Genomic DNA, 22,400 nt, shown 5'->3' on the forward strand with positions numbered 1-22,400 from the left:
TCTAGCGTGTGAGGATGAGCGCCTCGCCCTGACCCCCGCCGCCGCACAGCCCGACGGCTGCGGTTCCGCCGCCTCGACGGGCCAGCTCATGGGCCAGGTGCACCACGAGCCTGTTGCCCGATGCGCCGATCGGGTGTCCGATCGCGATGCCGCCGCCGTGGATGTTGACGATCTCGCTGTCCAGCCCGAGCTCCACCTGTGAGCGGGCGACCACAGCGCCGAACGCCTCGTTGATCTCGACGAGATCGAGGTCTGCGGGTGAGATCCCCTGCTTCTCGCAAGCCCGCTCGATCGCACGAGCCGGCTGAGCCTGCAGCGAGTTGTCGGGGCCGGCCGTCTGTCCGCTCGCGCCGACGGTCACGAGCACTGGCCAGCCCTTGGACTGGGCGACCCTGCGAGACGTGACGATGACGGCGGATGCACCGTCCGAGATCTGCGAGGAGTTCCCCGCGGTGATGGAGCCGCCTTCGGCGAACGCCGCACGCAGACCGGCGAGCGTCTCGACGGTGGTCTCCGGGCGGACGCCCTCATCCTTCGTCACCAGAAGCGGCTCGCCTCTGCGCTGCGGCACCGAGACGGTCACCAGCTCGGCGTCGAAAGCACCGGCCTCCTGCGCGGCGGCCGCGCGCTGATGCGAGAGCGCGGCGACGGCATCCTGCGCCTCGCGCGTCAGCTCGTACCGCGCGTTGTGCCGCTCGGTCGACGCGCCCATGCTCTCGCGGTCGTAGGCATCCGTCAGCCCGTCGTAGGCCATGTGGTCGAGCACCTCGACGCTGCCGTAGGTCCACCCGTCGCGGGAGCCCATCAGCAGGTGCGGGGCACGTGTCATCGACTCCATGCCCGCCGCCACGACGACCTCCGCGTCGCCCGTGCGGATCATCCGCGCGGCGTCGATGATCGCGGTCAGTCCCGAGAGGCAGACCTTGTTCACCGAGTGCGCCGGCACGTCCCAGCCGATCCCGGCGCCGATCGCGGCCTGGCGGGCGGCGTTCTGCCCCGACCCCGCGGCGAGCACCTGGCCGACGATGACCGCATCGATGTCGGCCGGATCGACGGAACCCTGCTCCAGTGCGCCGCGGATGGCGAAGGCGCCGAGCTGCGGCGCCGTGAAGGCGGCCAGCTGCCCCTTGAGGCGTCCCTGCGGGGTGCGCGCTGCGGCGACGATGACGATGTCGTCCTCCGCCCCGTTATGTTCAGCCATGTTCTTCGATCCTTCCGTCGGTGAGAGCGTCCGCGATGATGAGAGGCGGCTCGGTCGCCGCGACGACCTCGTCCACGGTCACGCCGGGGGCGAGCTCCACGAGGACGAGGCCCTGTTCCGTGATGTCGATGACCGCCAGGTCTGTGATGATCCGGTCGACGACCCCTCGTCCGGTGAGCGGGAGCGAGCAGCTGTCGACGATCTTCGCGCTCCCGTCGCGAGCGACATGCTCCATCAGCACGATCACGCGGCCGGCCCCGTGCACCAGGTCCATGGCTCCGCCCGGCCCCTTGACCATCTTGCCCGGGATCATCCAGTTGGCGAGATCGCCGGATGCCGACACCTGCATCGCGCCGAGGATCGCGGCGTCGATCTTCCCGCCGCGGATCATGCCGAAGCTCGCCGCAGAGTCGAAGAACGCGGATCCCGGCAGGACCGTGACGGTCTCCTTGCCGGCGTTGATGAGGTCGGGGTCGACGGCCTCCTCGCGCGGGTAGGGACCGACGCCGAGGATGCCGTTCTCCGACTGCAGCACGACGGTGACATTTACGGGCACGTGGTTCGGCACGAGCGTGGGAAGGCCGATGCCGAGGTTGACATAGGCGCCGTCCTCGAGCTCGGCAGCGGCCCGTGCGGCCATCTGGTCGCGGGTGAGCGCCATGTCAGGCTCCTTCCACGGCGGCAGCAGGGTCGGAGACCGTGCGCCGCTCGATGCGCTTGGGGATGTCGGGGCCGACCTCGACGATGCGATGCACGTAGACGCCCGGCAGATGGATGCTGTCCGGGTCGAGGTCGCCCGGTTCCACGAGTCGCTCGACCTGCGCGATGCACACGCGACCGGCCATCGCGGCGAGCGGGTTGAAGTTGCGCGCCGCCTTGTTGAAGACGAGGTTGCCGTGGCGGTCGCCGGCGGCGGCGTGCACGAGGGAGAAGTCGGTCGTGATGGCCTCCTCGAGGACGAACTCCTTCGGCACGCCGTCCACGTCGAACGTGCGGACGTCCTTCACCGGGGAGGCCACGGCGATCGACCCGTCCGTGTTGTATCTCCGGGGCAGCCCTCCCTCGGCGACCTGCGTGCCGACCCCGGTCTGGGTGAAGAACGCGGCGATGCCGGAGCCGCCGGCCCGGAGCTTCTCGGCGAGCGTGCCCTGCGGGGTCAGTTCGAGTTCGAGCTCGCCCGAGAGGAACTGCCGCTCGAACTCCTTGTTCTCGCCGACGTACGACGAGGTCATCTTGCGGATGCGCTGTGCCGCGAGCAGGACCCCGAGGCCCCAGTCGTCCACGCCGCAGTTGTTGCTGACGACGCTGAGCCCTTTCGTCCCCTGCGCGAGCAGAGCCTCGATGAGGGCGATCGGGTTGCCGGAGAGACCGAACCCTCCGACCGCGAGAGATGAACCGTCTGTGATGTCGGAGACGGCCGCTGCCGCCGATTCCCACTGTTTGTCGATCACGCCTGCTCCTTCGAATACGCGTCCTCGTCCAGCATCCGCCTTTCTCCCCCGACGAGGGAACAACAGTCTTGCGATGTGGGCGATCTCGGAGATAGCGTCCACATTATGGAACCGGCATCCCGCACCGTCCCCGGCGCTCAGGCCATCGCCAGAGCCGCCTCCCTGCTGCGCCTCGTCACGGCGGCCGGCGCCGAGGGGGCTTCTCTGCAGGACCTGGCTCGCGCGGCGGATCTCTCGAGATCGACCGCGCACCGCCTGCTCAGCGCGCTGAAGGCCGAGGGACTGGTCGATCGAGACGGCGAGAGCACCCGCTGGATGCCGGGGCCCGAGCTCTTCCTCATGGGGTCGGTGGCGGCGGCGAGGTACGACGTCACCGGGCTCGCGCGCGACATCGTTCGCTCGCTGGCCGTCAAGACCGAGGAGAGCGCCTTCTTCTCCGTGCGGCGCGCCGACGAGACGGTGTGCCTGCTGCGCGAGGAGGGATCGTTCCCGATCCGCTCGTTCGTGCTCAGTGAGGGCGTGCGGTTCCCCCTGGGTGTCGCGAGCGCGGGTCTCGCCATCCTGGCCTTCCTCCCTGACCACGATGTGGATGCGTACCTCGAACGTCATCCGGAGCTGGAGAGCAGCTGGGGCCGCGCGCACGGAGACCTCCCGCTGCGCACACGGCTGACCGAGACGAAGGAGCGCGGCTACGCCGTGAATCCGGGCTTGATCGTGGAGGGCAGCTGGGGCATGGGGGCCGCCGTGTTCGATCGCGCAGGTCGCCCGGAATGGGCGCTCAGCCTCACCGGTGTGGAGTTCCGCTTCGGCCACGATCGCATCGCCGAACTCGGCCGCACGCTGCTGTCTCACGCGCACCAGCTGTCGGCGCGCATCGCGAGCGCTCGGCGGTGAGAGCCCGATTCATACCAACAGGTATATAATTGCTGGTATGAATCGTTCGGAAGTGATCCCTTCGCTCGTGCTCTCCGGCTACGCGCTCGGGCGCATCGCCGCGCAGGATGCCGGCAACGATGCACCAGCCGCCCAGTGGCGCGTACTGAGTCTCCTGGAACAGGCGGGAGCGCAGCGCGTCGGCACTCTCGCTTCCGCCGCGCGCACGACGCAGCCCGGCATGACGCGCCTGATCGGCGGACTCGAGCGGGACGGACTCGTGCGACGCTCCTCCGACCCGGACGATTCACGGGCCATCGTCGTCGACATCACGGCGCACGGCGCCGACACGCTCTCCGCGTGGCGTCGGGAGTTCCGCGAGACGCTCGCTCCGCGCTTCGCGGGCCTGAGCGACGACGACTGGAGCGCCCTCAGCCGAGCGGCCGAGATCCTCGCCGCGCACACCACCCCCGACTCGACAGGAGAAGCACGGTGAACACCCCCGCCACCACCTCGGTATGGAAGCAGCCCGCGCAGGTCTGGGCCGTCGCGTTCGCCTGCGTCGTCGCCTTCATGGGCATCGGGCTCGTCGACCCGATCCTCCCGGCGATCGCCGAGTCCCTCGAGGCCTCGCCGGTCGAGACCGAGCTGCTCTTCACGAGCTACCTGCTGGTGACGGGGCTGGCGATGCTCGTGACGAGCTGGATCTCCAGCCGGATCGGCGCCAAGGCCACACTCCTGATCGGCCTGGCGCTGATCGTCGCCTTCTCGCTCCTCTGCGCGCTCAGCGGCAGCGTCGATGCCGTCATCGGGTTCCGTGCGGGTTGGGGACTCGGCAACGCGCTCTTCATCTCCACGGCCCTCGCCACGATCGTCGGGGCGGCATCCGGCGGCAGCAGCGCGGCCATCATCCTGTACGAGGCCGCCCTCGGACTCGGCATCGCGATCGGTCCGCTCCTCGGCGGAATCCTCGGCGAGCAGAGCTGGCGCGGGCCGTTCTTCGGCGTCGTCGCCCTCATGGCCATCGCCTTCGTCGCCGTGCTGGTGCTCCTGCGTGGTCCCGGTGAGAAGCGTCAGCCGGTGCCCTTCTCGGCGCCGTTCACCGCGTTGCGTCAGCCCGCGCTCGCGATCCTCGCGGTCGCCGCCCTGTTCTACAACATCGGATTCTTCGTCCTCCTGGCGTTCTCGCCGTTCCCGCTCGGATTCGGAGCGCTCGGCATCGGGTTCGCGTTCTTCGGCTGGGGTGTCGCCCTCGCGGTCACGAGCGTCTGGGTCGCTCCCGTCCTGATGCGTCGGATGCCGCGGACCCGCATCATCCTCATCGTGCTGCCGCTGCTCGCGCTCGATCTCGTGGCCGCCGGGCTCGTCGTCAGAAGCGCCGGCGCCCTGGTCGCCTGCATCGTGATCGGCGGACTGCTGCTCGGTGTGATGAACACCGTCCTGACGGAGGCCGTGATGGAGGCGACCGACCTCCCCCGCTCCGTGGCGTCGTCGGCCTACTCGGCCGTCCGCTTCCTGGGCGGCGCCATGGCTCCGCCGATCGCCGCGCTGCTGTGGCACGCGTTCAACGCGACGGTGCCGTATCTCTTCGCCGCCGTGTCCGTGCTGCTCGCCGCCCTCACGGTGTTCCTCGGACGCCGCGTGCTCGCGCACATCGATGACGAGCCATCAGATGCGGCTGCCGAAGACGCTGAGGCGATCCTGATCGGTGATGCCGCCTGAGGCGCTCGTCGGGCTTCGCTACGGTGGAGCGATGAGCGATGCCTCCTCCCTCCCCGAACGCAGCGTCATCGTGCACCGTCACCTGACGGATGCCGGCGTGGACACCGAGATCCGCGTCCTCCCCGACTCTGCTCGCACCGCGGTCGAAGCCGCGTCCGCGATCGGCTGCGAGGTCGCCGCGATCGCCAACAGCCTCGTGTTCCTCGCCGACGGCGCACCGGTACTGGTGATGACGAGCGGCGGACACCGTGCCGATCTCGTGGTGCTGGCCCGGAACATCGGCGCCGCGGAGATCGTGATGGCACCGGCATCCGTCGTCCGGTCTGCCACGGGCCAGGTGATCGGCGGAGTCGCTCCGGTGGGTCACCCTGCCGCTCTGCGCACCTTCGTCGACGAGGACCTGCAGCGGTTCGACGTGATCTGGGCCGCAGCCGGACACCCGCACACAGTGATGCCTCTGACCTTCGACGAACTCCGTCGGATCACCGACGGTCAGGTCATCGCGGTGGTGTGAGTCACTTCACCGTGACTTCGATCTTCGCCGTCTTCTGATCTTCCGGGTCCTCCGGGATCTCCCCACGGAAGCGGTACTCGAACTCGATCACGGTCGTCCCCTCCCCCGCCGGCGCGAATCGGTACGTGACCTCGCTGGGCGCACCGGTCATGCCGTCCTCGCCGAGATAGCGCGAGCGCTCCTCCCCGGGGCCGAGTACAGCGGGATCGGGCTCCTGCGTGATCTCCCAGTCCTCACCCACCGAGGAGTTGACCTCGCCGAAGTCGATGACGAGCGCCTCACCCGGGGCGAGAGTGACGGAGTCCGCCGTGTGGTCGATGACCTTCTCAGCCGCGCTGGCGCAGGACGCGAGTCCCGCTGCCACGGCGATCGTGCCGACCAGGATCACTGCGGACCGAATGAATCCGTGCATCGCACTCCCCCTCCGAGATGAGGATCACGGTATCGCATGTCGCGTCAGAGGAGCGGAGCGAACGATGCGGGGACCGTCACGTTCGGCGGGACCCCGATGAACAGGGGCGCGACCTGTTCCGGCGTGTAACCGGCGATGCCGCAGCCGACGGGCGTCAGCAGGAACCGCAGTTCCGGGTGCACCGACGCATAGGCGATGAAGGCGCGCGCCTCGCTCTCGAGCACGTCCAGCCCGCTCATCGTGTCGATCGCGTAGGTCTGACCGTGGCGCCCGTGGCCCTCACCCCACACCGCGCCGAACCTCTCATGGGCGATGCGCGCCGCACTGCCGCCATGCTGGCCTGCCGCATTCGAACCGAACACGAAGACCTCATCCGGACGCAGCTCGGAGATGCGCTCAGGGGTGGTTTCCATAGCGGAACACTACGCCGCAGCCGTGAAAGCAGAAAAGCCCCGGAAACTGGCGAGAGTTTCCGAGGCTGATCCGTGCACCCCCTCGGACTTGAACCGAGAACCCACTGATTAAGAGTCAGTTGCTCTGCCGATTGAGCTAGAGGTGCGTGGCCCGGGATGACCCCGACCGAGGAATTACATTACCAGCCGATGGGCCCGAGGCGAAATCGAGGTCACCCCGGGCGTGGCAGACGCCGGACGGGCCAGAAACCTGGCGGAACGTCCCTCTGGCCGCCTCGCACGAACGACTATTCTGGGACCGTGACCGCCTCCCCCAGCGACGACCTCCTCACCCGCGACCTCGAGCTCGCGCTCCGCCTCGCGGATGCCGCCGATGCCCAGTCGCTCCCGCGTTTCGACTCCGCGGACCTCGAGATCTCGACGAAGGCCGACAACTCGCACGTGACCGACGCCGACCTCGCGACCGAGCGCGCGATCCGCGGCATCCTCGAGGCCGAGCGCCCCGACGACGGCATCTTCGGCGAGGAGTTCGGAGCGCAGGGCAGCACGCAGCGCCAGTGGATCATCGACCCGATCGACGGCACGGCGAACTTCCTCCGTGGCGTCCCGCTGTGGGGCACGATGATCGCCCTCGCGATCGACGGAGTCCCCCAGGTCGGGGTCGTGAGCATGCCGGCGTTCGGGCGACGCTGGTGGGCGTCCACGGGCAACGGCGCATGGACGTCGAGCCCCGAAGGACCCCGACGGATCCAGGCGTCCTCGGTGGCCGCACTGGACGATGCCAGCGTCAGCTTCCAGAGCATCGCGCAGTGGTCGCGCGCCGGACACCGTGATGCGCTCCTCACGCTCGCGGATCACGTCTGGCGCGATCGCGCGTACGGCGACGTCTACGCCTACATGCTCCTGGCCGAGGGCCGCATCGACATGGTCGCCGAGTTCGACGTCAAGGAGTACGACATCGCGGCAGCCGTCCCGATCGTCCGGGAAGCGGGCGGACGCATGACGTCGTTCGACGGCGAGGACACGATCTCCGCCCGCTCGACCCTCGCCACCAACGGCGTCCTCCACGATGCCTTCCTGACGCTCCTGCACGACTGATCGGACTGCGAGGCCCGCCATGCTCCGCCGCATCATCTCCGCCGTCGCCGGTGGACTGGTGGCGCTCGGCGCACTGGCAGCCTGTGCGGCGCCGTCGGATCCGCCGGCGTCCTCGCCCTCCGCGTCGACGGCGAGGACACCCGACACGGACGGTGGTCCGACGGGCTCCCCCTCCGCGACCGGACCGGGCGAGGAGATCTCCTGCGAGACGATGATCTCGCCGGGAACGGTGGACGCGCTCTCGGCGGCCGGATGGACCGCGCAGCCGAAGGAGTTCGTGATCGGCGGCGTCGAGCTCACCGCCGGGATGCTGTGCTTCTGGGCGGACTACTCGGTCGGCTCCGACCACGGACAGCTCTACGGGTGGTCGCCGATCACCGCCGACCAGGCCGCCGAGGCCCAGGAGGCACTGGCTGCCGGCAAGTGGCGCCGTGAGGAGGGCCCGCAGGGCGTGTACTTCACCGAGGACCCGGAGTACTCGATGGGCACCGACGACGACGGCTACGGCATGACCTACCTGTTCGGCGACGGCTGGGTGAAGGTGTCCGACACCCGGCAGGGACTCATCCTCGTCACCTGGTCCGGCTGAACCGAACGCCTCCGTGCGCTCAGCGATTCTCCGCGGAGCGCACACGACCGATCGGCACGACACTGGGCTTGCCGGTGATCGGATCGGGCACGACCACGCACGGGAGGCCGAAGACCTCCTCGACGAGCTCAGCGGTCACGATGTCGGATGGGCGTCCCTCCGCCACCACCTCGCCGTCCTTCATCGCTATGAGGTGCGTGGCATAGCGGGCGGCGTGATTCAGGTCGTGCAGGACCGCGACCAGCGTGCTTCCTCCCTCGTGCAGGTCGGTCAGCAGCTCGAGGAGCTCGATCTGATGAGCGATGTCGAGGAACGTCGTCGGCTCATCGAGGAGCAGGAGCGGCGTCTGCTGCGCGAGGACCATCGCGACCCAGACCCGCTGGCGCTGTCCTCCCGAGAGCTCGTCGACGAGTCGTGCGGACAGCTCCGTGATCCCGGTCGCCGCCATCGCCTCGTCGACCGCGGTCTGATCGTCGTCCGACCACGGTCGCATCAATGTCTGGTGGGGATATCGACCTCGCGCCACGAGGTCCGACACACGGATGCCGTCCGGGGCGAGCGAACTCTGCGGGAGGAGACCGACCCGGCGCGCGACCTCCTTGGCGCGGTAGCTGTGGATCTCCTTCCCGTCGAGGACCACATCGCCCTTCTCCGGCCGGATGAGGCGCGAGAGCGCACGCAGCAGCGTGGACTTGCCGCAGGCATTGGGACCGACGATCACCGTGAAGGAGCCGTCGGGAATCGCGACGGTCAGGTCTGTGGAGATCGTCCTGCGGTCGTAGCCGATCGTCACCCCTTCGGCGTGCAGAAGGGTCGAGGGCTTTCCGGTCATCGACGGAATCCTTCCTTGATGAGCAGCCAGGCGAAGTAGCCGCCGCCCAGCACCACGGTGACGAGACCCACGGTGATCTCGAAGCGCTGGCCGATGAAGTCCGCCGCGAGGAGCAGCACCGCACCGGTCAGGCCCGCGCTCACCATGTCGAGTCCGGGAGACCGGACGAGTCTCCGGGCGACCTGAGGGGCGACGAGAGCGACGAACGAGATGGGCCCGGCGGCCGCCGTCACGATCGCAGTGAGCGATACGCCGAGCACCGTCATGATCAATCGTGATCGCTCGAGGCCGACGCCGAGCGCCCTTGCAGCGTCGTCGCCGAGCTCGAGCTGGGTGAATCCGCGCCGCACCGTCGCGACGAGCGGAAGGACGACGACCAGCACGAGAGCGAACGGCAGCAGCTGCTCGGCTCCGAGGGCCGAGAAAGAGCCGAAGCCCCAGGCGATCGCGGCTCGTGCCTCCTGGGCGCCGGTGCTGATCAGCAGGTAGCTGTTGATGCCGACGAGGAAGGCCGAGAGCCCGATGCCGACGATGATGAAGCGGAATCCCTGGATACCGCCGCGATAGGCCAGAACGTAGACGAGCAGCGCCGTGACGACCCCGCCGAGAACGGCGCCGGTGGCGATCAGAGTGTAGGAGACGCTGCCGAGAACGAGCATGACGACGAGCGCGCCGGTGTACGACCCGGCGTCGAAGCCGATGACATCCGGGCTGCCGAGAGGATTGCGAGTCAGAGATTGGAAGATCGCGCCGCTCACCCCCAGTGCGATCCCCCCGAGCACGGCGAAGAGAACCCGGGGCAGACGCCACTCGAGGACCAGCTTGCGGACGTTGCCCTCCCCGGATCCGGTCAGCGCGGAGAGGACCTGCGCGAGATCGAGCTGGAACGTTCCGATGGCGAGGGCCGCCATACCGAGTACGACGAGCACGAGGACGAGGACGATGCGCACGACGAGGGTGCGCATCTCGATGCGCCAGATCGCCCCGCCCATCCGGACGGAGAGCACGCGCGGCGGTGCGTCGACGGTGAGCGCGCTCACAACCCGCTCACCTTCTTGCGTCGTGCGAGGGCGATCAGCACGGGCGCCCCGACGATGGCGGTGACGATGCTCACCTGCAGCTCGCCCGAGGGGAGCACGAAACGACCGATGACATCGGAGAACAGGAGCATGCTCGGCGCGACCACGGCGGAGAAGGGGATGATCCAGCGCTGATCCGGGCCGGTGAACCATCGCACGGCGTGCGGCACCATGAGTCCGATGAACGCGATGGGGCCGGCGACGGCGGTGGCTCCGCCGGCGAGGACGGTCACCCCCACCACGGACAGGATCCTGGTACGCACGAGGCGGGCGCCCAGCGTGCGTCCCAGGTCGTCACCGAGCGCGATCGCATTCAGCGGACGGGCGAGGAGGAAGGACAGCAGGAGGCCCGCCCCGATCAGGGGTGCGATGACCGCGAGTGCGCTCTCATCGCGCCCTCCGAGGCTGCCGAGGCCCCAGAAGCGCAAGGTGCTGAACACCGCCATGTTCTTCAGGATCACGATCGAGGTGATCCCGCTGAGGACGGCGCCGATCGCGACACCGGCCAGCGTCATCCGGCCGGGAGAGGGACCGCCCCGACCGGCGGCGCCGATCAGATAGACGACGAGCGTCACGACGAGCGCCCCGGCCAGAGCGAACCACACGTACGCGCTCGGACCGCGGACTCCGAGCAGGCCGATGCCCATGGTGACCGCGAACGTCGCACCGGCGTTGACCCCGAGGATGCCCGGATCAGCCAGCGGATTACGGGTGAAGGCCTGGATCAGGGCACCGCACACGCCGAGCGCGGGACCGACGACGAGTCCCACGATCGTGCGCGGCAGACGCGAGTCGCGGACGATCGCCTGGGCATCCGACCCGTCGAAGTCCACGAGCGCGCCGATGGCCGTCGCGGGCGGGAGCGCCTTCGCGCCGACCATCAGGCTCAGCAGCACCGCGATGAGGAGGACGATGATCGCGAGAGCGAGACCGCCCGCTCGAGATGCCGCGCCGCGGGACGTCGGAAGACGTTCCGCGGCGCGGCTCGACACGGCGGTCATCGATCAGTTCGACGAGGGGACGCCCGAGGAGAGCGCGTCTGCGAGGTCATCGATGGTCGCCGGGATGCTGAGCACGCTCGGTGCCGTGGTCGCCCATCCGAGTCGCTGGTCCTGGAAGAAGTAGTACGAGCCGTCTGCGATCGGCGCCCAGCGAGCGAGCAGCGGATCCTCGACGGTGTGCGCGACCTCGTCCGGAGTGTTCGCCCACCCGACGTGGAACTGCGACTCGATGTCGCCGACCTCTTCCAGGCTGACGTTCGCGAAGAACTCCTCGGTGCCGTCCTCGAGCGCGGCCACGTCGGGCGACGACACGAAGCCGAGCTGTTCGAGCAGCGGCACCCGCGGGTCGCGCGGCAGGTAGAGGCCGATCGAGGTCTCGCCTTCGGCGACGAACCAGCCATAGGTGAACACCACGTCCTGGAACTCCGGGTGCGCCTCGGCGGCGGCGGCGATCGCGGCGTCGGCCTCGTCGAGCAGGACCTGTGCTTCCTCCTCCTTGTCGAGGATCGATCCGATCGTGAGCGTGAGCTCTTCGCGATCCGACGCCCACATCGATTCGGCGAATCCGACGGTCGGGGCGATCTCGGAGAGGCGCTCGTAGTCGGTCTCGGTGATCCCCGAGTGGTTCGCGAGGATCACATCCGGTCCGAGGGCGAGGATCTGCTCGAAGTCGTACTCCCCTGCGTCGGTGATGGAGATGACCTCGGGCAGCTCTCCGCCCAGCTCCTCGACCTTGTCGGCGAACCACGGCAGGTACGTGTCGACGTTCCCCCAGCTGAAGTCGTCGACGCCGACGGGCACCTCGCCGAGCGCGGCCACCACATCCTGCGAGTACCAGCCGAGGGTGACGATGCGCTCCGGCTTCTCGCCGATCGTCGTCTCCCCGTACGCGTGCTCGACGGTCAGGGGGTACACCCCGGAGCCACCGGATGATGCGGCATCCCCCTGGGACGAGTCGGCCCCCGCACAGGCGGAGAGGGCAGATGCGGCGACGATGAGCGCGGTGAGCGCGACGAGCGCTCGCGGGGCGCGCCGGAGGGGGCGGGACATGGGACTCCTCGGGTGGAAGGCAGGGATGACGCGCTCCAACATAGTGAAGGCTTACCTTATTTGCTATCGTCCTGAGAGGACTCCTATCTGCTTCGATATCCCGTGTTCTGTCCACTGGGGATGATCCATGGCCGTTGCGAACGGCAGAAGGGCGGGATGCTGTGCTTGGAACGACATCCGAGAATCTGGAGGCGCATCGGGAGAGAGTCGCGTCCGATCAGTATTTCGAGCCGCATCTGCACGACACGGACCAGTTGGCGTGGATCCCGGGCGGTGCTCGCGTCGTCATCGGTCGATCGCGATGGCACCTTCACGCCGATCATCTCGTGTGGATCCCCGCCCTCACCGAGCATGAGATGCGGATGGTCGGCCCGGGCGACATGTTCAGCATCTACCTCGATCAGTCCCTGCGCCTCCCCCAGGACCGCTGGGACCGTCCGCTCGTCCTCCCCGTCGACACCGTCGGCGTGGCGATCATGCAGGACCTGTGCGCGCACGCCACCGAGGATCGTCGTCTGCAGGCGTCGGTCGCGCTCCTGCTCGAGATCCTGTCGGCCACGGACGAGAGCTACGACGCCCTGACGGTGCCCTCCGATTCCCGCGCGCGGACCGTGGCCGACGCCATCCTGCACGAGCCCCACATCGACCGGGACCTCGGCGCATGGGCTCGCGACCTCGGAATCAGCACGAAGACCCTGCACCGGGCGTTCCTGGCAGACACCGGGCTCTCCTTCAGCGAGTGGCGCACTCGCGCGCGGGTGTACGCCGCCGAGCGGCTGCTCGTCGACGGCCTGCCCGTCACGGACGCCGCGGAGATGGTCGGATACCGCACAGCCACCGGCTTCATCAAGGCGTTCCGGCAGGTCTTCGGATCGACCCCCGCTGCGTACATCCGCGCGAAGCGCAGAGCGCGCAGCGCCGGTGCTCCACGGATCTCGGGGAACTCCCGGCCGCGGAATGTCCCTGCCCCGTGACAGGCTGACGACGTGGAATCCCTCTCGCTTCGGCCCTGGCACGACGACGACCTGCCTCTGCTCCACCGCGCGAACACGCCGGAGATGACGTCGCATCTCAACGGCCCGGAGACCGACGAACAGGTGGCCGATCGCCATGCGCGCTACCTGCGGTATGCGCAGACCGGCGAGGCGCGGATGTTCGCGATCCTGCTCGACGCGGAGCCCGTCGGCTCGATCGGCTACTGGAGGCTGCGCTGGAAGGAGCAGGAGGTGTGGGAGACCGGGTGGTTCGTCCTCCCGGAGGCGCAGGGGCATCGTGTCGCCGCGCGCGCCCTCGGGCTCCTGATCGACGACGCCCGCCGCCACCCCGAGAGGCGTGGCAAACTGGTCGCGTTCCCGTCGGTGGAGAATCCGCCGTCCAACGCCGTGTGCCGGCGCGCCGGCTTCGTCCTGACGGGATCGGAGACGGAGACGTTCCGCGGGACGCAGCTGACGATGAACGAGTGGGAGTTCGACCTCACCGCGGCTCCCGCAGCCGTCTCGTCAGACGACGCATCCGCGCACCGGGTCACGCGCGCAGCGGCACCCTGACGTCTCCGCCGGACTCCTGGGTGAGCCGCTCCCCCATCTGCACGAACGTCGGTGCCGCGATGAAACCGCCGGCGAAGAGCGCCTGACCCTGCGCGAACGTCTGCGCTCGACGGATGGCCTCGTCGGACGCGAAGCCGAAGACCTCGACGAGCTCGGCCAGATCGCGCGGAGCGTTCACGCGCATCAGCGCGAGGTTGTCGCATTGGGAGAGGACGTTCGGATGGATCTTGGTCGGCCGCTGTGTCGACAGGAGGAGCCAGAGCCCGAACTTCCTGCCCTCGGCGGCGATCTGCACGAGCTTCGCCGTGAGCTCCCGCTCCACGGCCGTGGCGGGCTCCGGCGAGCACAGGTTGTGCGCCTCGTCGATGACGATGAGCACGGGGCGGCGTTCCTCGCGCCGCGCCCAGAGATGCTCCAGCACCGCAAGGGCGGCGACCTTGGGCTCCGCCGGATGGTCGAACCCCCCGAGGTCGAGAACGGTGGCACGGGGCCGCTCCTGGACGTCATCGACGACGGATGCCGCTCCCCGCGACCAGAGATCCCACTCGAGGACCTGCAGGTTCTCCATGCGGTTCGCCAGACGGGCCTGCATCTGGTCTCCACTCGCACGGAGGTCGCGGATCATCTGTGCTGTATCGAAGGTCTCGGAGACCATCTCCAGGTGCAGGAGGATGTTGTACTCCTCGGCGTCCGCGATGGGATCGATCTGCAGTACGGCAGCCTTCGATGCCGGGGAGAGGTCGACGTATCGCACCCGCAGCGGGTCTCCGTCGGCATGACCCGAGCGGAACACCCGCACATCGAGCCCGGAGATGCGGCTCGCCTCGGCCTCACCGGCGGATGAGCGCACTTCGCGCAGGCGCACGAAATCGGCATTGGGGTCCAGGATGAGCAAGGGCAGGTCGGTGTGGAGCAGCAGCTGCTCGAGCACGACACCGAGCGCGTACGTCTTGCCGCTGCCGCTCTGACCGCACCAGAACGTGTGCCGATTGAACCTCCGCGGATCCAGTTGCACCTGCGCGGCGTCATCGTCGATCGCTGCGCCGATCGTCAGCTCCGGCATACGGGGACCTCCTCCTGCTCCTCCCCAGAGTGCACCCTCCGCCGCGCGCAGGGAAGAGGCGATCGTCCCCGGCAGACGCGAAAGGCCCGCCTCCTCGGTCTCCCGGGGAGGCGGGCCTTTCACCCGCGACAACGGCTTGGTGGAGCTGGGGGGAATCGAACCCCCGTCCAACGCTGCTAATCCACGCCTTCTCCGGGCGCAGTCTGCGAAGACGTTCTGCTCGGCTCCGACCTTTGTCACAGACACCTAAGTCGACGAGCCCAGCCTGGGAAGAGTCCCGCGTGACGTCCAGACGCCATCACACAGCAAGATTCCTAGATGACGCCAGGGTCCGTGTCGGAATCACACACGGTCTGACGGACTATCGGGCTCGCTTATGCAGCGAGGGCGAAGTCGTTGCGCTTGGTTTCGGCAACTATTTTTTTGCAGAGAGCGTTTACGAGATAACTCTGCATCCTCGGCCCGCTTCTCGTGGATACACAGGCGCTGTCGAAACCGATCAGCCCCGTGGTCCTTCTCTCGAAGGAGCCGTTGTCGCACTGTGGAATTTTCGCCCGGGTGCGGAACACCCGAGCATCTCAGACTACAACGTCTGGAGCGTCTTCGCCATTCCGCGGAGGCCCGACCCGCTGGCGTAGAGTCACCCCATGAGCGAAGTCACGGTCACCGTCCGCGGCGAGCACGAGGCGCGTGTCGCGCCCGAGCGCGCAACCATCCGCGTCAGCGTGCGAGCGGAGGGGCCTGAGCGCACTTCCGTCGTCGAGCAGGTGATGCGTCTCGCCGAACCGGTGCGCGGAAGCATCACCGAACGAGCGGATGCCGGCAGCGTCGTCGATTGGACGAGCAAGCGGCTGTCCGTGCGCGCGGAGCGCCCCTGGAACAACGAGGGCAAGCGCCTCGCACCCGTCTACTACGCCAGCATCGACTTCACCGCGACCTTCGTCGAGGCATCCGAGCTCTCCATCTGGGTGTCGGACATCTCCCCCTGGGACGGCGTCGAGGTCGGCTGGGTCAACTGGCATCTCACGCCGGAGACCAGCGCGCGGATCGAACGCGAGGTCGCAGCGCAGGCCGTCGACGTCGCCGTCACGCGCGCCGAGACCTACGCCCACGCGCTCGGACTCGAAGGTGTCACTCCGCTCGAGATCGCCGACGTCGGACTGATCTCGAGCGGCCAGCCCGCGCCTCCCGCCCCGATGATGAAGGTGCGCGGTGCGGCGTTCGCCGCGGACTCGGCGCCCGCGATGGAGTACGAGCCGGAGGACATCGTGATCTCCGCAACGGTCGAGGCGCGCTTCCTCGCCCGGTGACGGAGGTCCGCCTCAGCGGGTGAAGGGCTCCAGCTCCGCAGCGAGACGCTCGGAGACGCGCGCGTGCACGGCGGTCCCGTCCTCCTGGTGATCGACCGAGAGCAGCATGCCCGTCTCGTGGATCGCAGCGATCAGATCGCCGCGGTCGTACGGGACGACCGCGTGAACCTCGACGGCCGGCTTCGGGAGGGCCTCCTCGATCGCGGCGCGGAGTTCGGCGATGCCCTCGCCGGACCGCGACGAGACGAAGTGCGCGTGCGGCTGCAGGCCGCGCAGCACCAGGCGCTCGTCCTCGCCGATGAGGTCGGCCTTGTTGAAGACCACGATCTCCGGCAGGTCGCGCACGCCCACATCGCCCATCACATCGCGCACGGTCTGCAGCTGGCCCGCGGGATCGGGGTGCGATCCGTCGACGACGTGCAGCACGACGTCGGCCTGCCCGACCTCTTCCAGCGTCGAGCGGAACGCCTCCACCAGCTGATGCGGGAGGTTGCGGACGAATCCGACGGTGTCGGTGATCGTGTAGACGCGGCCGTCCTCGGTCTCCGACCGGCGGACCGTGGCATCGAGGGTGGCGAACAGTGCGTTCTCGACCAGCACACCGGCGCTCGTCAGGGCGTTGAGGAGACTGGACTTCCCGGCGTTCGTGTAGCCGGCGATCGCGACGGACGGGATCGTGTTGCGCTTGCGCTCGGCGCGCTTGGCTTCGCGAGCCGGACCGAAGTCGCGGATCTGCTTGCGCAGCAGTGCCATCTTCGTGCGGATGCGACGTCGGTCGAGCTCGATCTTGGTCTCACCGGGGCCACGGGAACCCATACCGGCACCGCCGGCACCGACCTGGCCACCGGCCTGACGGCTCATCGAGTCACCCCAGCCGCGGAGGCGGGGAAGAAGATACTCGAGCTGCGCGAGTTCGACCTGCGCCTTGCCCTCCCGGCTCTTCGCATGCTGGCTGAAGATGTCGAGGATCACCGTGGTGCGATCGATGACCTTGACCTTGACGACGTCTTCCAGTGCACGCCGCTGGCTCGGGGCCAGCTCGGTGTCGGCGATCACGGTGTCGGCGCCGACGGCTGCGACGATGTCCTTGAGCTCCTGCGCCTTGCCCCGGCCGAGGTACGTGGCGGCATCCGGATGAGGACGGCGCTGGAGCACACCGTCGAGCACGACGGCGCCGGCGGTCTCGGCGAGAGCGGCGAGCTCGCGCAGCGAGTTCTCGGCATCCTCCTGAGCACCCTGCGGGTAGACGCCCACCAGCACGACGTTCTCCAGCCGCAGCTGCCGGTACTCGACCTCGGTGACGTCCTCGAGCTCGGTCGAGAGCCCGCCGACACGGCGCAGCGCGTGGCGATCCTCGAGATCCCACTGATTGCCGTCCGTCGTGGAGTGCGTCGCCGTCGATTCGTCCTGCAGCGCCTGCGCGGCACCGAAGACGCGCACCTCGGATCGCTTCTCTGCGTTCGCGAGCACGCGGTCGAGCGCCTCGTCATCGGTGGAGTGGGTCGTGGTCTCCGTCATCCGTTCCTGATCTCTGCTTTCGTTGCGAGCCTTAACCTTAGCCCGGGCGGTCCGGTACGCTCACCGTATGGGGTCTGAACATTACTTCACTGCGGCCCCGGCAAGCCCCGAGAATCTGCGCTCGATCCGTGTGTCGCTCGCAGGCCGTGAGCTGGATGTCACCACCGCGGGTGGAGTCTTCAGCCCGGATCGGCTGGATGCCGGCACCGCCGTGCTACTCGCCAACATGCCCCCGGTACCTCCGGGCGGCAACCTGCTCGACCTCGGCAGTGGCTGGGGACCGATCAGTCTCTCGATGGCCCTCGCCGCTCCGCACGCGACGGTCTGGGCCGTCGACGTGAACGAGCGAGCCCTCGATCTCGTCCGCCGCAATGCCGCGGCTCTCGGGCTCACCAATGTCAACGCCTCTCTGCCCGACGATGTTCCCGGCGACGTCACATTCCGCACGATCCGCTCGAACCCCCCGATCCGTGTGGGCAAGAACGAACTGCACGGCCTCCTGGAGCGCTGGATCCCTCGACTCGACGACCGCAGCGACGCCTGGCTCGTGGTGCAGCGGAACCTCGGTGCGGATTCGCTCCAGCGATGGATCGGCGCGACCTTCCATCCCGGCTACAGCGTCTTCCGCACCGCCACGGGCAAGGGCTATCGCATCCTCAAGGTGCGCAAGCACGGCAGCCCGCCGACCGAGCCCATCGCCGTCTCCTGACGCCGTATTCGCCTGGCGCGGCGCTCGCCTGAGGCCCGTCAGACGAGGTCGACCTCGCCCTGGAACACCAGCTGCGCAGGGCCGGCCAGTCCGACGTGCTCGCCGTCTTCCGCCGGGAACATGCGCACGCTCAGCGTGCCGCCGGGAACCTCGACCTGCCAGTTGTTCGGGGCCTGCTCGCCGGCCCAATAGCGCACCGCGAGTGCCGTCGCAGCGATTCCGGTGCCGCAGCTGAGGGTCTCGCCGACACCACGCTCGAAGACGCGCATGCGCACGTGTCCGATCCCGTCGCGGACCAGCGGCTCGCCCGGCACGACGAACTCGATGTTGGCGCCGGCCGGCAGCGCAGGCTCCAGGTCCGGAGCACGGTGCAGCTCCACCGAGGCGAGCTCGGCCTCCGAGGCGAGAGCGACGACCACGTGGGGGTTGCCGACGTCGATGCCGAGGCCGGGACGTGTGACGGGGAGCCCGTCCACACGCACCAGGGGGTCGTCGCCGGAGAGCTTCCACAGGCCGAGATCGACCTGATACCCGGTTGCGCTCCGCGTCACATCGCGCACGCCCGCGCGCGTTCCGATCGGCAGCGTCGAACCCTGCTCGATCGTGGCGAGTCCCGCGCGCACGAGGAAGTGGGCGAAAACCCGGATGCCGTTGCCGCACATCTCGGCGATCGAGCCGTCGGCGTTGCGGTAGTCCATGAACCACTCGGCGTCGGGCTCTTCCGCAAGTGCGGCCGCCCCCTCGGCGATCGCGGAGGACCGCACGACCCGAAGGATTCCGTCGGCACCGATTCCGAAGTGCCGATCGCAGAGGACGGCGACCTGCTCGACGGTCAGATCGAGCTCCCCGTCGGGGTCGGCGATGATGATGAAGTCATTGCCCGTGCCGTGTCCTTTGGTGAATGCGACCATGAGCCCAGTCTAGGGATTGCACGAGGGCGGCTCGCTCCACGCCTCTCAGGCGCGCAGCACGCGGTACCGTCCGCAGAGGAAGCTGCGATTGCGCGCGACGTCGAGGAGTTCGAGATCGAGTTCGCGCGGGAGCAGCGGAGCGCCGGAGCCGAGCGTCACCGGCGCGTACTGCACCCAGACCTCGTCGAGCAGTCCGGCATCGGCGAACTGTCCGGCGAGGTCTCCGCCGCCGATGACCCAGAGATCCTTGCCGCCGGCGGCCTCGACCATCTCGGCGTGCACCTCGGAGATCTCGCCCTGGGTCAGACGGATGTCGGCCCCGTCGGGAACCTCGAGGTGACGGTGGGTGAACACCCACGCCGGCTGGGTGTATCCCCAGCGGCCTTCTTCGTGCCGCATGACCCATTCATAGGTCGACGCCCCCATGGCGAGCGCGCCGATCGTCTTCTCGAAGCCCTGATAGGCCATCGGCCCCTCGGGGTCGATGTCCTGCTTCAGGAGCCAGTCGAGCGAGTGCTCGGACGTCGCGATGAATCCGTCGAGGCTGGACGCCGTGAAGAAGTGTGTCGTCATTCCGACAGCGTCGCATCGACCTCCGACATCGTGCCCGTCAGACGCCGACGATCCCGTCGAGGCCGGCGGTCGCTTCCCGCCACTCCACCTCGCGGTACCGCTTGAACCAGGAGACCTGTCTTCGGGCGTAGCGTCGCGTGAGCGCCTGCGTCTCGGCGATCGCCTCCCCTTCGGACAGGCGTCCGTCGAGCTGTCCGAGCGCCTGCGCGTAGCCGATGGCGCGACTCGCGGTCACCCCCTGCTCGAGACCCTGACGGCGGAGCTCGGCGACCTCGTCGACGAGCCCCGTCTCCCACATCCTCTCGACGCGCGCATCGAGGCGCTCGACCAGTGCCGGGCGATCGACGTGCAGGCCGATGATGCGGGTCTGCGGGTGCCAGAGGGTCGGGTGCTCCGGGAGCGCCGCCCCGTGCGTGCTGCCGCCCTGCTCGAGCACTTCGAGCGCACGGACGACACGTCGACCGTTCCGAGGGTCGACGCGTCGAGCGGTGATCGGGTCGCGGGCCCGGAGCCGCTCGAGGAGGGCGTCCGGTCCGTCGGCCTCCAGTTCCCTCTCGAGGCGTTCGCGGATGGCCGGGTCGCGCGGAGGGAAGTGGAACTCGTAGACCACGCTCGAGACGTAGAGACCTGAGCCCCCGACGAGGATCGCGTCTCCGCCGCGTCCGTGGATCGCGCCGATCGCCGTCCGCGCCTGCGGCTGGTACCAGGCGACAGCGGCCTCCTGATCGACCTCGCGCACATCGAAGAGGTGATGCGGGATCCCTCTCCGCTCCGCGAGCCGCAGCTTGGCCGTACCGATGTCCATGCCGCGATAGAGCTGCATGGCATCCGCGTTCACGATCTCGGCGGGATTGCCTTTCGAGCGCAGCGCCTCAGCGAGGTCGAGGGCGAGGTCGCTCTTGCCGGTGCCGGTCGCCCCGACGACGGCCCAGAGCCGCGGGCCGTCGGTCACACGCCGACGCGCAGTGTCGGAAGACCGAGCGACACGGCCCGCGGGCCGCCATCCGAGCTCGGGGCCGGCACAGCGCACGACTCGGACTGCGCGCGATCCCACGCATCTCCGCCGCGCGTCCGCCGGATCCGCAGCGGCGCACCCGTGGGGTCGTCGGCGAGCAGGTGGAAGGGCGCCGCGTGCGTGACCGTCACGGTGACGACGTCGCCCGGTCGCGGAAGGTCCGATCCGGGGGTCACCTCGAAGTGCACGAGACGGTTGTCCTCCCCTCGGCCGGTGAGACGGTGCGTCTCGGCATCCTTCTTCCCCTCGCCGGTCGAGACGAGCACGTGGATCTCGCGACCGATCTGCTTCTGGTTCTCCTCCAGGGAGATGCGCTCCTGCAGGGCGATCAGACGGTTGTACCGGGCCTGGACGATATCCTTCGGGACCTGATCCTCCATCGTGGCGGCGGGTGTGCCCTCACGGATCGAGTACTGGAACGTGAAAGCCCCCGAGAAGCGCGCCTGCTCCACGACGCGCATCGTGTCCTCGAAGTCCTCCTCGGTCTCGCCCGGGAAGCCGACGATGATGTCGGTCGTGATCGCGGCATGCGGGATGCGGTCGCGGACCCGGTCGAGGATGCCGAGGAACCGCTCGCTGCGGTACGAGCGGCGCATCGCCTTGAGGATGCGGTCGCTTCCGGATTGCAGCGGCATGTGGAGCTGGGGCATCACGCTCGGCGTCTCGGCCATGGCGTCGATCACATCGTCGGTGAAGGCGGCGGGATGAGGGCTCGTGAACCGGATGCGCTCGAGGCCCTCGATCTCTCCCGCCGCTCGCAGCAGCTTTCCGAACGCCTGACGGTCGCCGAACTCGACACCGTACGAGTTCACGTTCTGTCCGAGCAGGGTGACCTCGATCGCACCGTCGTCGACGAGCAGCCGGATCTCGTTCAGGATGTCGCCGGGACGACGATCCTTCTCCTTGCCGCGCAGGCTCGGCACGATGCAGAAGGTGCAGGTGTTGTTGCAGCCCACGGAGATCGAGACCCAGCCGCTGTGCGCGGAGTCGCGCTTGGTCGGCAGCGTGGACGGGAAGACCTCAAGAGACTCGAGGATCTCGAGCTCGGCATCGCCGTTGTGACGTGCACGCTCGAGAAGACCGGGCAGCGAGCCCATGTTGTGCGTGCCGAACACGACGTCCACCCACGGCGCCTTGTCGAGCACGGCCTGCTTGTCCATCTGCGCGAGGCAGCCGCCCACGGCGATCTGCATGCCGTCCTTGCGGCGCTTCACGGAAGCGAGGTGCCCGAGCGTTCCATACAGCTTGCCGGCCGCGTTGTCGCGCACCGCGCACGTGTTGATGATGACCACATCGGCCTCTGCGCCCTCGGACGCGCGCACGTACCCCGCGCTCTCCAGCGACCCGGACAGACGCTCCGAGTCGTGGACGTTCATCTGGCACCCGAAGGTGCGCACTTCATAGGAACGCTGTCGGCCGTCGACATCGATGGCTGCCGACGACGCGCTGATGATCGTCGGTTCACTGCGCGGGATAGTCATGATCCTCCCATTGTACGAGCGGATCAGGGACGGGAGGA

General features: G+C 68.6%; 25 protein-coding genes, 1 tRNA gene and 1 other RNA gene. 10 read left to right on the forward strand and 17 right to left on the reverse strand.

Features of this window, described 5'->3' with window-relative positions:
- Position 1 precedes the first annotated feature (1 nt).
- From MRBLWH11_RS16045 to MRBLWH11_RS16055, 3 genes are read right to left on the reverse strand one after another with little or no spacing between them, the layout of a single operon-like run.
- Positions 2-1,201: an acetyl-CoA C-acetyltransferase gene (locus tag MRBLWH11_RS16045; protein WP_341945536.1), complete on the reverse strand. Its 1,200-nt coding sequence runs from the start codon at positions 1,199-1,201 to the stop codon at positions 2-4.
- Positions 1,194-1,862, reverse strand: coding sequence for a 3-oxoacid CoA-transferase subunit B (locus tag MRBLWH11_RS16050; RefSeq protein WP_341945537.1), 669 nt, complete (start codon positions 1,860-1,862; stop codon positions 1,194-1,196). Before MRBLWH11_RS16050 ends, MRBLWH11_RS16045 begins: the two co-directional genes overlap by 8 nt.
- A gap of 1 nt (position 1,863) precedes the next feature.
- On the reverse strand, positions 1,864-2,652 hold the full coding sequence (locus tag MRBLWH11_RS16055; protein WP_341945538.1) for a CoA transferase subunit A: 789 nt from the start codon (positions 2,650-2,652) through the stop codon (positions 1,864-1,866).
- Between the two features lie 105 nt (positions 2,653-2,757).
- Here MRBLWH11_RS16055 and MRBLWH11_RS16060 point away from each other — a divergent pair, with 105 nt between their 5' ends.
- The 4 genes from MRBLWH11_RS16060 to MRBLWH11_RS16075 are packed head-to-tail and all read left to right on the forward strand — an operon-like array spanning position 2,758 to position 5,761.
- Positions 2,758-3,546 carry an IclR family transcriptional regulator gene (locus MRBLWH11_RS16060; protein ID WP_341945539.1) on the forward strand — a complete coding sequence of 263 codons (789 nt, stop codon included), beginning with the start codon at positions 2,758-2,760 and terminating at the stop codon, positions 3,544-3,546.
- 37 nt (positions 3,547-3,583) lie between these two features.
- Positions 3,584-4,021: a MarR family transcriptional regulator gene (locus tag MRBLWH11_RS16065; RefSeq protein ID WP_341945540.1), complete on the forward strand. Its 438-nt coding sequence runs from the start codon at positions 3,584-3,586 to the stop codon at positions 4,019-4,021.
- Positions 4,018-5,247 carry an MFS transporter gene (locus MRBLWH11_RS16070; RefSeq protein ID WP_341945541.1) on the forward strand — a complete coding sequence of 410 codons (1,230 nt, stop codon included), beginning with the start codon at positions 4,018-4,020 and terminating at the stop codon, positions 5,245-5,247. Before MRBLWH11_RS16065 ends, MRBLWH11_RS16070 begins: the two co-directional genes overlap by 4 nt.
- A 31-nt stretch (positions 5,248-5,278) precedes the next feature.
- Entirely contained in the window at positions 5,279-5,761 is a 483-nt protein-coding gene (locus MRBLWH11_RS16075) for a YbaK/EbsC family protein (protein ID WP_341945542.1), read from the forward strand.
- 1 nt (position 5,762) lies between these two features.
- Here the strand turns inward: MRBLWH11_RS16075 and MRBLWH11_RS16080 are convergent, their stop codons facing one another.
- The 3 genes from MRBLWH11_RS16080 to MRBLWH11_RS16090 all read right to left on the reverse strand — a co-directional run bounded on the left by MRBLWH11_RS16080 (position 5,763) and on the right by MRBLWH11_RS16090 (position 6,732).
- Positions 5,763-6,173 (reverse strand): protease inhibitor I42 family protein, encoded by a 411-nt coding sequence (locus MRBLWH11_RS16080; protein WP_341945543.1) that lies wholly within the window; start codon positions 6,171-6,173, stop codon positions 5,763-5,765.
- 44 nt (positions 6,174-6,217) lie between these two features.
- Positions 6,218-6,586: a hypothetical protein gene (locus MRBLWH11_RS16085; RefSeq protein ID WP_341945544.1), complete on the reverse strand. Its 369-nt coding sequence runs from the start codon at positions 6,584-6,586 to the stop codon at positions 6,218-6,220.
- A gap of 73 nt (positions 6,587-6,659) precedes the next feature.
- Positions 6,660-6,732: transfer RNA gene (locus tag MRBLWH11_RS16090), tRNA-Lys, on the reverse strand.
- Between the two features lie 154 nt (positions 6,733-6,886).
- Here MRBLWH11_RS16090 and hisN point away from each other — a divergent pair.
- Both hisN and MRBLWH11_RS16100 read left to right on the forward strand, forming a co-directional pair.
- On the forward strand, positions 6,887-7,684 hold the full coding sequence (hisN, locus tag MRBLWH11_RS16095) for a histidinol-phosphatase (protein WP_341945545.1): 798 nt from the start codon (positions 6,887-6,889) through the stop codon (positions 7,682-7,684).
- A 19-nt stretch (positions 7,685-7,703) separates the two neighbouring features.
- Positions 7,704-8,273, forward strand: coding sequence for a hypothetical protein (locus MRBLWH11_RS16100; protein WP_341945546.1), 570 nt, complete (start codon positions 7,704-7,706; stop codon positions 8,271-8,273).
- 19 nt (positions 8,274-8,292) lie between these two features.
- Here the strand turns inward: MRBLWH11_RS16100 and MRBLWH11_RS16105 are convergent, their stop codons facing one another.
- From MRBLWH11_RS16105 to MRBLWH11_RS16120, 4 genes are read right to left on the reverse strand one after another with little or no spacing between them, the layout of a single operon-like run.
- Positions 8,293-9,105, reverse strand: a complete 813-nt coding sequence (locus tag MRBLWH11_RS16105) for an ABC transporter ATP-binding protein (protein WP_341945547.1) — start codon at positions 9,103-9,105, stop codon at positions 8,293-8,295.
- Entirely contained in the window at positions 9,102-10,145 is a 1,044-nt protein-coding gene (locus tag MRBLWH11_RS16110; protein ID WP_341945548.1) for an iron chelate uptake ABC transporter family permease subunit, read from the reverse strand. Before MRBLWH11_RS16110 ends, MRBLWH11_RS16105 begins: the two co-directional genes overlap by 4 nt.
- Entirely contained in the window at positions 10,142-11,185 is a 1,044-nt protein-coding gene (locus MRBLWH11_RS16115) for an iron chelate uptake ABC transporter family permease subunit (protein WP_341945549.1), read from the reverse strand. The genes MRBLWH11_RS16110 and MRBLWH11_RS16115 overlap by 4 nt, the downstream gene beginning before the upstream one ends.
- A gap of 3 nt (positions 11,186-11,188) precedes the next feature.
- Positions 11,189-12,235, reverse strand: coding sequence for an ABC transporter substrate-binding protein (locus MRBLWH11_RS16120; RefSeq protein WP_341945550.1), 1,047 nt, complete (start codon positions 12,233-12,235; stop codon positions 11,189-11,191).
- Positions 12,236-12,396: 161 nt separating this feature from the next.
- On the opposite strand from MRBLWH11_RS16120, the gene MRBLWH11_RS16125 reads away from it, so the two are divergent.
- Complete coding sequence (locus MRBLWH11_RS16125) at positions 12,397-13,209, forward strand: AraC family transcriptional regulator (RefSeq protein WP_341945551.1); 813 nt, start codon at positions 12,397-12,399, stop codon at positions 13,207-13,209.
- Between the two features lie 12 nt (positions 13,210-13,221).
- A complete protein-coding gene (locus MRBLWH11_RS16130; protein ID WP_341945552.1) occupies positions 13,222-13,782 on the forward strand; it encodes a GNAT family N-acetyltransferase in 561 nt (186 codons plus the stop codon).
- Here the strand turns inward: MRBLWH11_RS16130 and MRBLWH11_RS16135 are convergent.
- Together MRBLWH11_RS16135 and ssrA are read right to left on the reverse strand one after the other, a co-directional pair.
- The gene (locus MRBLWH11_RS16135; RefSeq protein WP_341945553.1) at positions 13,760-14,845 is read right to left on the reverse strand and encodes an ATP-binding protein; all 1,086 of its coding nucleotides are present in this window, start codon (positions 14,843-14,845) and stop codon (positions 13,760-13,762) included. The two genes, MRBLWH11_RS16130 and MRBLWH11_RS16135, sit on opposite strands and share 23 nt — an antisense overlap.
- Positions 14,846-14,982: 137 nt before the next feature.
- Positions 14,983-15,352: a transfer-messenger RNA gene (ssrA, locus tag MRBLWH11_RS16140) on the reverse strand.
- Between the two features lie 140 nt (positions 15,353-15,492).
- Between ssrA and MRBLWH11_RS16145 the strand changes: the two genes are divergently transcribed.
- Positions 15,493-16,155, forward strand: coding sequence for an SIMPL domain-containing protein (locus MRBLWH11_RS16145; RefSeq protein ID WP_341945554.1), 663 nt, complete (start codon positions 15,493-15,495; stop codon positions 16,153-16,155).
- 12 nt (positions 16,156-16,167) lie between these two features.
- On the opposite strand, the gene hflX is transcribed toward MRBLWH11_RS16145, so the two are convergent.
- On the reverse strand, positions 16,168-17,673 hold the full coding sequence (gene hflX / locus MRBLWH11_RS16150; protein ID WP_341945555.1) for a GTPase HflX: 1,506 nt from the start codon (positions 17,671-17,673) through the stop codon (positions 16,168-16,170).
- A 67-nt stretch (positions 17,674-17,740) separates the two neighbouring features.
- Between hflX and MRBLWH11_RS16155 the strand changes: the two genes are divergently transcribed.
- On the forward strand, positions 17,741-18,382 hold the full coding sequence (locus MRBLWH11_RS16155) for a methyltransferase (RefSeq protein ID WP_341945556.1): 642 nt from the start codon (positions 17,741-17,743) through the stop codon (positions 18,380-18,382).
- A 38-nt stretch (positions 18,383-18,420) separates the two neighbouring features.
- Here the strand turns inward: MRBLWH11_RS16155 and dapF are convergent, their stop codons facing one another.
- Genes dapF through miaB form a run of 4 tightly spaced genes read right to left on the reverse strand, consistent with a single transcriptional unit; the run spans position 18,421 to position 22,362 of the window.
- Entirely contained in the window at positions 18,421-19,293 is an 873-nt protein-coding gene (gene dapF, locus MRBLWH11_RS16160) for a diaminopimelate epimerase (protein ID WP_116635163.1), read from the reverse strand.
- A 45-nt stretch (positions 19,294-19,338) separates the two neighbouring features.
- Positions 19,339-19,866 (reverse strand): dihydrofolate reductase family protein, encoded by a 528-nt coding sequence (locus tag MRBLWH11_RS16165; protein ID WP_341945557.1) that lies wholly within the window; start codon positions 19,864-19,866, stop codon positions 19,339-19,341.
- 37 nt (positions 19,867-19,903) lie between these two features.
- Positions 19,904-20,818, reverse strand: coding sequence for a tRNA (adenosine(37)-N6)-dimethylallyltransferase MiaA (gene miaA, locus MRBLWH11_RS16170; RefSeq protein ID WP_341945558.1), 915 nt, complete (start codon positions 20,816-20,818; stop codon positions 19,904-19,906).
- Positions 20,815-22,362, reverse strand: a complete 1,548-nt coding sequence (miaB, locus tag MRBLWH11_RS16175) for a tRNA (N6-isopentenyl adenosine(37)-C2)-methylthiotransferase MiaB (RefSeq protein WP_341945559.1) — start codon at positions 22,360-22,362, stop codon at positions 20,815-20,817. The genes miaA and miaB overlap by 4 nt, the downstream gene beginning before the upstream one ends.
- Positions 22,363-22,400: the final 38 nt, after the last annotated feature.

Origin of the sequence: Microbacterium sp. LWH11-1.2 (assembly GCF_038397745.1) — a bacterium.
Lineage (GTDB): Bacteria > Actinomycetota > Actinomycetes > Actinomycetales > Microbacteriaceae > Microbacterium.